We start from the raw sequence: 10,613 nt of genomic DNA, 5'->3' as shown, positions 1-10,613 counted from the left end.
GGCGACTGCCACCAGCGGATCACCGCCGCCTTCCTCGCCCCGAGCGAGACGCAGTGGGTCGACGCCCTCCTGTCGGAGCCGGCCGTGCTCGCCGAGGACCACTACGTCCTGCAGCGCATGGTGCTCTGCTCCCTGACGTCCGCCGACCAACTGGCCCGGCTGTCGTACCGCCCGGACCACACCCTCGCGGTGATCGCGACGCTCGCCGACGGACTCGGGACGGCCGTCGCGCCGATGCTCCGGAAGTACCTCGACCACGGCCAGCACTACTCCGAGGGCGTCAAGGCGGTCTCCGCCGCGCTCACCGAACTCCCCACCGACGAGGCCTTCAACATCCTCCTCCACCACAAGGAGCTGAAGCAGGTCCGCGCGGCGCTGCTCGACGCGATGCGCCGGTATCCGGTACGGGCCCTGCGGCTGCTCTCCGCCGACGTCCGGTACAACACCCCCACGAGGTCGCGTGCCTCGCGGCAGTTGCTGCACGCCCACATCAACACCCACCGCCCACTGGTGTCCGCCCTCCTGCCGACGCTCCCGGAGGATCTGGCGGAGGTGGTGGGCCCGCTGCTGAACCCGGTGTCCCGCTTCCCGGAGGCGTCCCTCGCTTCCCTGCCGGCCGAGCTCACGCAACCCTCGTGGTGCCGCCGCGCACGGGCCGGCTCCGCCACCCCGGTGAGCACCCGCGAGGACGCTCTTCCCGTGCCGGAGCTGCGCTGGCTCCCGGGCGAGAAGGAGGAGTGGGCGCGCTGTTCCACCTGGTACACCCGCCCCCAGCACAACGGCGACTACGAGAAGGTGTTCACCTCCCAGCTCGAAGGGCTGAACAGCACGGGGCTGCGGCCCGCCTGGATCTTCCTGCACGCACCCGTGGAGCGGGTCGCACCGGCCCTGGCCACCTGGGGGCCGACGGACCTCTGGGACGGGGCGGACACCCTCCGGCCGATCGTCGCCCGCTTCGGGATCGACGCGCTGCCGCTCCTGCTGCGCACCGTCCCCCGCCAGCCGAGCACCATGGCGGCCCTGTTCCTGCCGTTCGTGGACGCGGCCGTCGCCCGGCACATGGCGGACTGGGCGGCCCGGCTGAAGTCCACCGCCGCGACGACCCGGACGTGGTTCGCGCGCCACGGCGCCGCGGCAGCGGTCTTTTTGGTACCTGACGCGATCGGCAAGGCCGGTGCCCCGCGGCGTGCGGCCGAACGGGCGCTGCTCCAGATCGCGGCGGTGCACGGCGAGCGGACGGTCCGCGAGGCCGCGGGACGTTACGGCGCCGACGCGGTGCGGTCCGTCGAAGCACTGCTGGTCAGCGACCCGCTGGAGCGCGCGCTGCCCGAGAAGCTGCCGGTCCTGCCGAACTGGGCGGAGCCGGGGCTCCTGCCGCAGCTCCTGACGCGTACCGGCGAGGCGCTGCCCGCCGAAGTCGTGCGCAACGCCCTGATGATGTTCGCCCTCTCGCGGCCGGGCGAGGTCTACCCGGGTGTCGCGGCGCTGCGCGCGGCGACCGCGCCCGACTCGCTCGCCGGATTCGCCTGGGCCGTCTTCGAGCAGTGGCTCGACGCGCGGCTTCCGGCCAGGGAGACCTGGGCGCTGTACGTCCTGGGCGAGGTGGGTAACGACGAGACCGTCCGCCGGCTCACACCGGTCGTCCGCGCCTGGCCGGGCGAGGGCGCGCACCACCGGGCGGTCGAGGGGCTGGACGTGCTGGCGGCGATCGGCAGCGAGGCGGCACTGCTGCAACTGCACGGCATCGGACAGCGGGTGAAGTTCAAGGCGTTGAAGACGCGCGCCCAGGAGAAGATCGCCGAGGTGGCCGCGGTGCTGGGGCTCACCGCCGAACAGCTGTCGGACCGGCTGGTGCCGGACTTCGGGCTGGACGCGGACGGCTCGACGGTCGTGGACTACGGCCCGCGCCGGTTCACCGTCGGCTTCGACGAACGCCTCGGTCCGTACGTCCTGGACGGGACGGGGAAACGGCGCAAGGACCTGCCGGCCCCGGTGGCCCGGGACGACGGGGATCTGGCAACGGAGGGGCGCAAGAGGTTCCTGACGCTGAAGAAGGACGTGCGGACCGTCGCCTCCGGACAGGTGCGACGCCTGGAGGCCGCGATGGTCTCGGGCCGGTCCTGGACGGCGCGGGAGTTCCAGGACCTGTTCGTCGCCCATCCGTTGGTGGGGCATCTGGTGCGGCGGCTGGTGTGGCTGAGCGAGTCCCGGGGTACGACGACCGCCTTCCGGGTCACCGGGGAACGGAACACGGTCGACGTGCGAGGCGACGCGTTCGCGCTTCCGGCTCGCGGGTCCGTCCGGCTGGCCCACCCCCTCCGCCTCGGCGACGAGCTGAAGGCATGGTCCGAGGTCTTCGCCCGTCACGAGCTGTCCCAGCCGTTCCCCCAGCTGGAGCGCGAGGTGTTCGCCCTGACGGACGAGGAGCGGACGAGTAACCGGCTGTCCCGCTTCGAAGGCCTCATCGTGCCCACGGTCGCGGTGCTGGGCCTGGAGAGGCGCGGCTGGAAGCGGGGCGCTCCGCAGGACGCCGGGGTCGAGGGGTGGATCTCCAAACGCCTCGGCGAGGACCTGTACCTGGTCGTCGGCTTCTACGAGGGCATCGTGGCCGGCTCCCCGGATGCCTTCCCCGAGCAGCGGCTGGAAGCGGTCCGGCTCGGCGACCGCCCGGGGGACCACTGGCCCCACGGGACGTACCACCACATGTTCGGCGGCTTGGACCCGGTGACGGCGTCCGAGGCGCTCGCGGACCTGACGGTGCTCGGGGGAGTCCGTCGGGCCCCTGCCGTCGGCGGTCCGGCCCGGGTCGCGGGCCGGACCGTCACGGTGGGCGGTCAGGGCCGGTCGAGGTAGGCCAGTTGGGGGTGGACGAGGGTGTACGCGTCGACCAGTTCGCGGGCCACGTGGACGGAGTCCACGAGGGGGTGCAGCGCGAACGCCCGTACGGCGGCGGAGCGCGAACCGCTCTCCGCCGCGTCGAGCACGGCGCGTTCGACGGCCTTCACGGAGGTGACGAGCCCCGCCGCGTGGTACGGAAGCGGGCTCACGGCCACCGGATGGGCGCCGTTCGCGTCGACGAGGCAGGGCACTTCGACGACCGCGTCCGCGTCGAGCACCGAAAGGGTGTTGCCGTTGCGGACGTTGAGGATCAGCGAGGTGCGCTCGTTGCGGGCGACGGCCCGCATGAGGGCGAGGGCCACCTGTTCGTAGCCGCCCGACTCCAGGTCGCTCGCGGCGCGGTCCCCGGCCCCCGCGACCTCGCGGTTCTCCGACATGTAGGTGGCCTCGCGCTCGGCGCGGGTGCGGTCCCAGGTGGCGAGGGCGGGTGTGCCGGGTTCACGCATGCGCGCGTAGAAACCCTGCTGCTGCTCGCGGAGGAAGGCGCCCCGGGTCAGCTCGGCCTGCTGGTAGGCGCGGACCGCCTCGCGGTTGAAGTAGTAGTAGTGCAGGTACTCGTTGGGGACGGCGCCGAGCGAGCGGATCAGGTCGGTGCCGAAGAGCTTGCCCTCCTCGAAGGAGCCGAGCAGGGTGTCGTCGGCGAGCAGCCGGGGAAGTTCGTCCCGCCCGTTCACGTACAGGCCCTGGACCCAGCCGAGGTGGTTGAGGCCCGCGTAGTCGATCCAGGCCCGGTCCGGGTCGGCGCCGAGGACCCGGGCGATGCGGCGGCCGAGCCCCACGGGAGTGTCGCAGATGCCGACGACCCGGTTCCCCAGGTGCCGGGACATCGCCTCGGTCACCATGCCCGCGGGGTTGGTGAAGTTGATGACCCAGGCGTCCGGGGCGAGCCGGGCGACGCGGCGGGCGAGGTCGACGGCGACCGGTACGGTGCGCAGCCCGTACGCGATGCCGCCCGCCCCCACCGTCTCCTGCCCCAGCACCCCGGCGTCCAGGGCCACCCGCTCGTCGGCGGCGCGGCCGGCGAGCCCGCCGACCCGGATCGCGGAGAAGACGAAGTCCGCGCCCTTCAGGGCTTCGTCGAGGTCGGTGGTGGCCAGGACGACGGGTGCGTCCGGCACGCCCCGGGCCTGTTCCTCCAGCACCCGGGCGACGGCCGTGAGGCGGTCGTGGTCCGTGTCGTAGAGGGTGACCCGGGAGACGCGGCCCTCGGCGTGATCGCCGAGAAGTGCCCCGTACACCAGGGGAACCCGGAATCCGCCACCGCCAAGAATTGTCAGCTTCACGCTGCTCGATGGTAAGGGTTGTCCCGCCTTTCGTGGTGGATCGGTCGCGCACCCACCACGAATCGCGGGACACCCCTCGCGTGGCCGGTCCGGGGCCCGCCGGGAGGGGAGGGCCGCCAGGACGGAAGGGCGCCGGGACGGGAGGGCCGCCAGGACGGAAGGGCGCCGGGACGGGAGGGCCGCCAGGACGGAAGGGCGCCGGGACGGGAGGGCCGGCGGGACGGGGCTCCGGCCCGCCGGACGTGCCGGAGGCCGCGCCCGGTCCGGAGCGTTCCCGGGCGGTCCGGCGCTCCGTGCCCGTCGGTCAGTACCCCTTCCACCAACTGGAGACGGCCTGCCACAGACGGCCGGTGGTGCTCCGGGTGCGCTGGTCCGGGATCGCCGGGGCGGGGGCACCGTCGGTCAGGGGTGCGGCGGTCTCCTTCCCGCCGGCCGTCCGGTCGGGGACGCGCGGCGACGAGGAGATCTCCCAGTCGCTGCGGGGGCCGGACCGGGCGGCCATCGCGGTCATGGGTTCGTCGTCGATCTCCTGTTGCGGGCTGGGCGCGAACTGGACGGGGAGTTCGGTCAGATGACGCGACATGATGTTGCCCATCCAGCGCAGTCCGTCCTCGTCCACGGCGAGTTCGAGGTCGGGCAGCCGCATGAGCAGCGCGTCGACCCCGACGTCCGCGATGGCGCGGCCGATGTCCTGCCCGGGGCATTCGTGGGGGCCGCCGCTGAAGGCAAGGTGGGCGCGGTTGCCCTCCATGCCGGCGCTGAGGTCGGGCCGGACGGCGGGATCGCTGTTGGCTCCCGCGATGCTGATGAGCATGGCGTCGCCGGCCTTGATGTGCTTCCCGCCGAGCTCGGTGTCGCCGACCGCCCAGCGGCCGAAGACCGCGGAGAACGGGGGCTCGTCCCAGAGGGTCTGCTCCACCGCCTCGGGGACGGTCATGTGGCCGCCGCTGAGCCGCGCCCGGAAGCGGGGGTCGGTGAGCACCATCCGGATCACGTTGGCGATCAGGTTCGCGGTGGACTCGTACGCGGCGATGAGCGTCAGCCGGAGGTGTTCGATGACCTCGATGTCGCTCATCTTGGCGGGGTGTTCGACCAGCCAGCTGGCGAAGTCGGACTCCGGGGCGGTGCGGCGGCGTTCCACGAGCCGGGTGAGCACGCCGACGACGTACGCGTTGCTGGTGACGGCGGTCTCGGTGCCGCGCGTCATGTCGCGGGCTGCCTGCACCAGCCGGTCGTCGTACTCCTCGGGCATGCCGAAGATCGCGCACATGACCATCATCGGCAGGTGTTCGGCGAACTGGCTGACGATGTCGGCGGTGCCCTTGAGGCAGAAGTCGTTGACGAGCCGGTTGCTGAACCGGTTGATGTGGCGCCGCACGCCGCGGGTGTCGATCCGGCCCATGCTGTCCGTGATCGCGCCGCGCTGACGTTCGTGGGTCGCGCCGTCCGCGAAGACGCACACGGGCTGGTAGGTGAAGATCGGAGCGAGCGGGTGCTCGGGTCCCACGGTGCCGTCCTGCAGGGCGCGCCAGCGCCGGGAGTCGCGGGAGAACTGCGAGGGGGTCCGGGTGACGTAGAGGTTCTCGCTGTGGCCGAGGACGAGCCAGGCGGGTACGTCACCGTGGAGCAGCACCGGGGCGACGCTGCCGTGTTCGGCGCGCAGCTTCTCGTTCAGCCCGACGATGTCGTTCTCCACCTCGGCGCCGTAGTAGCGGCGCAGCCCGCCGGGGCCGAGTCCGTGGGCGGGGCATCCGGGCGGCGGGGCGGCTCCCGTCGGCGCTCCGGGTTCGTGGGAGAAGGGGGTTGTCACAGTGGCTCCAGGGATGAGGCTTCACAGGGTCGCGCGGGCGTGCCGCGCGGGCGGAGAGGGGACTTCGGGGACAGCTCTCAAGGGGTGTCCCGGCGGGCCGCGGCCGGGGTCGGATGCCCGGTCCGGCACCTCGCGCCGGAACGACGGGACCGGCCCGGTCCGCCGGACGCCCCCGACGCCGCGCGGCTGGTGTCGGGGCGGCCCGTCGGACCGTCCGGCCGGCCGCCCCGACGTCATACGAGGGGTACGGCCAGGCTGTGCAGGTAGCGCATGAGCGTCATCAGCACGTCCCGGCTGGACGTCCTCAGCCGCGCGTCGCAGTCGATCATGGGAACCTCGTCGGGCAGGTCGAGTGCGCGCCGCAACGAATCGACCGGATGGTGCGGGGCGTCGGGGAAGGTGTTGACGGCGACGACGAACGGCACCCCGCGCTCCTCCAGGCGTCCGATGACGTCGAAGCTGGTTTCGAGACGCCGGGTGTCGATCAGTACGACGGCGCCCAGGGCGCCCTCGAAGAGACCGTTCCACAGGAACCAGAAACGTTCCTGACCCGGTGTGCCGAACAGGTAGAGGATCAGTTCCTCGCTGAGGCTGATCCGGCCGAAGTCCATGGCGACCGTGGTGGCGGTCTTGCTCTCCACCCCGGCGTTGTCGTCGACGCCGACGCCGGCTTGCGTCATGGTCTCTTCGGTCGTCAGAGGCCGGATCTCGCTGACCGAACCGACCATGGTCGTCTTGCCGACCCCGAACCCGCCGACGATCACGACCTTCACCGCGGCGGTGGCCGTGGTGGGCAGGACGTCCTCGGTACGGGGGCCGGTGATCGTGTCAGAGCTTCTGAAGTCCATGCATCACCGCTTCGAGAAGGGACCTGTCGGGGAGGTTGGCGCGAACGATGGGTGCCCGCGATTCGATCAGTTCGGTCGCGAGTAATTCGGTCAGGAGTGAGGTGACGACGCTGAACGGGAGGCCGAGATACGCGGAGATCTCGGCGACCGACAGAGGTGCCTGGCAGAGCCGCAGGATCGCGGCCTGCTCCGGCTGGAACGTCGGTGAGGGTTCCGCCTGGGCGACGACCATGGTGACCAGGTCGAGGGCTGCCCGCTCGCTGCCGTCAAGATCGCCGGTGATGACGTACAGGCGCTCGGGATCGTTGAGCGCCGGGTCGGCATTGCGGCGTTCCCGTCGGGGAGCGTTCATCCGGCCTGCCCGTCGTGGCGCGGCGGGCTGGTCAGATGGGCCCCGATCCGGACGACCATGTCGCGCATGCGCGCGCCGACGAGCCCGGCGTCGACCGTCTCACCGGCGAGCACCGCGAGATAGGCACCCGTGCCGGCCGCCATCAGGTAGAAGAATCCGCCGGTCACCTCGATGACGACGAGCTTCATCAGTCCGTCGCTGTAGGGGATTTCGGAGGCGACGGCAGCGGCCAGACTCTGCAGGCCGGCGCAGGCCGCGGCCAGCCGGTCGCCCACGTCCGGGTCTCCGCCGTGCATGGCGATCCGCAGTCCGTCCGAGGAGAGCACCACGATCTGGTGGATGCTCGGAACGTCGTCGGCCAGCTCCTTGAGCATCCAGTCCATGTTTCCCCGCTGCTGGATCACTTGAGGTCTCCCTTGTCCCACGCGTCGTCAGAGTCTTCGCCGTTCTTCGGGTCGTGCGGCACGCCGTTGACGGCCTTGGTGAATGCCTCCAGCCAGAGGCCGGGGGGCTTCTCGTCGCTGCCCCCGCGGGCCCCTGCTTGCGGGGCGGCACCGTTGAGGGCCCCCGGAACGCCTTCCGCCGCCGGTGCCGGGGTCTGCTGCGGGAGGTTGTGCGAGCCGAGCGGGGCGCGGCCCCTGCTGCGGCGCTGGGGCAGGCCGTTCTCGGTCCACTCGGTCACCACGGGGACCTCGTCCTCCATGGCCGCGGCGGGCGCGGCCGGGCGCGCGGGCGCAGCCGTCGAGACGACCGCCGAGGGAACCGGGCCGGTGGCCTCGACCCTGGCCTTCCGCTTCCCGGCGGGGGGTACGACGTGCTGGAGCTGCGACATGTCCAGCGAGCTGGTGGGCCGTGAGGTGGCACCGATGCCGTGGGCGATGCCGGGCGCGGGCCCGGTGGTGATCATGTCCCGGGGCACGATGAGTACGGCCCGGACGCCGCCGTACGCGGACTGGCGCAGCGACACCTGGAGTTGGTACATGCGTGACAGTCGGCCGACGACGGCCATGCCGAGGCGCGGGGACTCCCCCAGGTCGTTCATGTTGATGCCGGCCTGGGCCTGGGCGAGCATGTTCTCGGCGCGGGAGCGGGCCTCCTCGCTGAGGCTGACGCCGCCGTCCTCGATCTCGATCGCGATACCGGTCTGCACCTCGACCGCGGTGACGTGCACCCGGGTCTGCGGCGGCGAGTAGCGCGTGGCGTTGTCGAGGAGTTCGGCGCAGGCGTGGATGAGCGGCTCGACCGAGGTGCCGACGATGGCGACCTTGGCGATCGAGTGCAGATCGACGCGCTGGTACTCCAGGATGCGGGACATCGCACCCCGCAGAACGCTGAACAGCGGTACGGGCTTGGGCCACTGGCGGCTGGGGCGTGCCCCGCCGAGCACGGCGATGGAGTCGGCGAGGCGGCCGATCAGCGCGGTGCCGTGGTCGATGCGGAGCAGGTCGTCGAAGACCTCGGGGTTGCGCCCGTAGTGGTCCTCCATTTCCCGCAGTTCGCTCGCCTGGCGGTGGACGATGGCCTGTACGCGCCGGGCGACGCTGACGAAGGCGCGCTGCGCGGAGTCACGCCGGGCCTCCTCGTCGTCGATGATCTGCAGCACGGTGTAGACGAGGCGCCGCAGCGCCTTGGGGAGGTTGCGGTAGGACTCGTCCCCGTCCACCACCTCCCGCATGACCTCTTCGGGCGAGTTGCTCGCGCGCAGCATCCTGATGGCGGAGGGCATCAGTTCCTTGGTGAGCCTCACGGTCTCCTGGTCGTGTGCGGCGATGCGCAGTTCCAGCTGGGCGATGCGCTGTTCGTACTGCGCGCGCAGGACGCGTGTCTCGCGCCGTCGGCGGTTCAGTGCGACGGCGAGCGCACCGACCACGACGGCGCCGAGCGCGCCGCTCACGGCGAGTGGTATCCGCGCGGCGTCCGTGACCAGCGTGACGCCCAGCGCACAGGCGCCGACGACCAGCGCGACGGGCAGGAGGAGTACGCGGACGACGGGAATCCGTCGGTCGGTCGGTGGTGATTCAACACGGACCATCTAAAAACCCTCTGGCGGTTGATTCCGGGATGTATGTCCACAGGTGCTGACACTCATGAACATGTGCGCGAATTGGTGCCAACTCGGCTTCACTGCGCGTGAGCTTAGCCAGATCAGAACAGGGGGTCGGCACATTCACCCAACGGCCTGCGCGCACCTTTCGCGGGTAATACACTCGCCAGTTTTCGCACTCAACGCTTCCGGACGTGCGCGGATAGTGACGATCGGTGCCGTACGGGCGGCATTCCGGACTCCCGTACCGCACAGTGGTACGAAGACGTACGGAGCATCACGAGAACCGACCGTAATCATCCCGGGCGACCCGACTCTTTCGCGGGACAACCCGGTGCGGGCTGCGGCGCGTACGGGACGAGTGGCCCTAAGCTCGCCGCCGGGAGGGCCGTACCCGTCCGTCCCGCAGAGCAGTACGTACGTACACACAGTCGAAGAGGATCGAAAGGGGCGGATTCGCGCCCCGCGGAAGAGTGGCGGGCAAAGTCGCCCCGCTTGACGGACGGCGGGGACCGTCCGCGGCTCCGCCCGGCCTCGGCGAGTACCGGATGAGAGCGGGCACCCCATGGCATCGGCACCGGGCTACACCATCGAGTCGCTGGACACCGGTCTGCGGCTGATGCGGCTTTTCCTGACCCATGACACGCTCACCGTCAGCGAGGCCGCCGAGCTGCTGGAGGTGGGGCGTTCCACCGCGCACCGGGTGCTCACCACGCTGGAGGGCCGCGGGTTCGCCGGGCGCGACGCGTCGGGGCGGGGCTACTCGGCGGGGCCGGAGCTGATGAGGCTGGGGCGCCCGGCATGGTTCGGTGCCGCTGTCCGGGAGCGGGTGGCCCTCGTCCTGGACGACGCCGTCCGGCGCACCGGGGAGACCGTGCAGGCGGTCGCGCTGATCGGGGACCGGATCATCGTCACGGACGGGCGGGAGTCCCCGCATCCCGTGCGGGTGCGGCCGGGGACGGGCCTGACCCACCCTGCGCACGCGACGGCGGGCGGCAAGATGCTCCTCGCGCTGATGACGGCCGGCCAGGTCGACGCCCTTTATCCCCACGAGGAACTGGAGGCGGTCACCGCGCGCACGACCGTCTCCCGCACCGCGCTGCTGGCGCAGTTGGACCGTATCCGCGCCCGGGGGTACGCGGTCGACGGCGGCGAGTCGGCGCGAGGCATGAACGCCGTCGCGGTGCCGCTCGCCGGTTCGGGCCCGCGCGACCCGCTCGCCCTGGTGGCTTCGGTGCCCGCCGACCGGGGCGGCGAGGCCGAGCTGGGCGAACACGCCCTGCGGCTGCGGGAGTCGGCGGCGGGGAGCCCCCTGAGCACCGCCTCGTCGAGCAAGGTCCACATCACCGGGTTCAATGGACCGTTGATGATCTGAGCA

The 10,613-nt window shown here is 71.8% G+C and carries 8 protein-coding genes; 2 read left to right on the top strand and 6 right to left on the bottom strand.

Going from position 1 to position 10,613, the window contains the following annotated elements:
• A partial coding sequence (locus ACWD3D_RS26525) for a DUF4132 domain-containing protein (protein WP_451463306.1) occupies positions 1 to 2,853 on the top strand: 2,853 nt, incomplete at its 5' end.
• Here ACWD3D_RS26525 and ACWD3D_RS26520 read toward each other — a convergent pair.
• The 6 genes from ACWD3D_RS26520 to ACWD3D_RS26495 form a co-directional block, all read right to left on the bottom strand.
• On the bottom strand, positions 2,835 to 4,181 hold the full coding sequence (locus tag ACWD3D_RS26520) for a 6-phospho-beta-glucosidase (RefSeq protein WP_451463305.1): 1,347 nt from the start codon (positions 4,179 to 4,181) through the stop codon (positions 2,835 to 2,837). The genes ACWD3D_RS26525 and ACWD3D_RS26520 overlap by 19 nt on opposite strands.
• Positions 4,182 to 4,485: 304 nt before the next feature.
• Positions 4,486 to 5,991 carry a cytochrome P450 gene (locus ACWD3D_RS26515; RefSeq protein ID WP_451463304.1) on the bottom strand — a complete coding sequence of 502 codons (1,506 nt, stop codon included), beginning with the start codon at positions 5,989 to 5,991 and terminating at the stop codon, positions 4,486 to 4,488.
• Positions 5,992 to 6,224: 233 nt separating this feature from the next.
• The gene (locus ACWD3D_RS26510; RefSeq protein WP_451463303.1) at positions 6,225 to 6,839 is read right to left on the bottom strand and encodes a GTP-binding protein; all 615 of its coding nucleotides are present in this window, start codon (positions 6,837 to 6,839) and stop codon (positions 6,225 to 6,227) included.
• Entirely contained in the window at positions 6,820 to 7,191 is a 372-nt protein-coding gene (locus ACWD3D_RS26505; protein ID WP_451463302.1) for a DUF742 domain-containing protein, read from the bottom strand. The genes ACWD3D_RS26510 and ACWD3D_RS26505 overlap by 20 nt, the downstream gene beginning before the upstream one ends.
• Entirely contained in the window at positions 7,188 to 7,595 is a 408-nt protein-coding gene (locus tag ACWD3D_RS26500) for a roadblock/LC7 domain-containing protein (RefSeq protein WP_275491019.1), read from the bottom strand. The genes ACWD3D_RS26505 and ACWD3D_RS26500 overlap by 4 nt, the downstream gene beginning before the upstream one ends.
• Positions 7,592 to 9,223, bottom strand: a complete 1,632-nt coding sequence (locus ACWD3D_RS26495; RefSeq protein ID WP_451463301.1) for a sensor histidine kinase — start codon at positions 9,221 to 9,223, stop codon at positions 7,592 to 7,594. Before ACWD3D_RS26495 ends, ACWD3D_RS26500 begins: the two co-directional genes overlap by 4 nt.
• Before the next feature lie 577 nt (positions 9,224 to 9,800).
• Between ACWD3D_RS26495 and ACWD3D_RS26490 the strand changes: the two genes are divergently transcribed.
• Positions 9,801 to 10,610 (top strand): IclR family transcriptional regulator, encoded by an 810-nt coding sequence (locus ACWD3D_RS26490; RefSeq protein WP_451463300.1) that lies wholly within the window; start codon positions 9,801 to 9,803, stop codon positions 10,608 to 10,610.
• Positions 10,611 to 10,613 lie beyond the last annotated feature (3 nt).

This window comes from Streptomyces sp. NPDC002690 (assembly GCF_053592415.1).
This window is presented reverse-complemented; position numbering and strand designations above follow the sequence as displayed.

Coding starts and splice junctions, on each gene's coding strand:
- ACWD3D_RS26505 (WP_451463302.1), bottom strand. CDS start 7,191: ATGAACGCTCCCCGACGGGAACGCCGCAATGCCGACCCGGCGCTCAAC.
- ACWD3D_RS26490 (WP_451463300.1), top strand. CDS start 9,801: ATGGCATCGGCACCGGGCTACACCATCGAGTCGCTGGACACCGGTCTG.
- ACWD3D_RS26495 (WP_451463301.1), bottom strand. CDS start 9,223: ATGGTCCGTGTTGAATCACCACCGACCGACCGACGGATTCCCGTCGTC.
- ACWD3D_RS26510 (WP_451463303.1), bottom strand. CDS start 6,839: ATGGACTTCAGAAGCTCTGACACGATCACCGGCCCCCGTACCGAGGAC.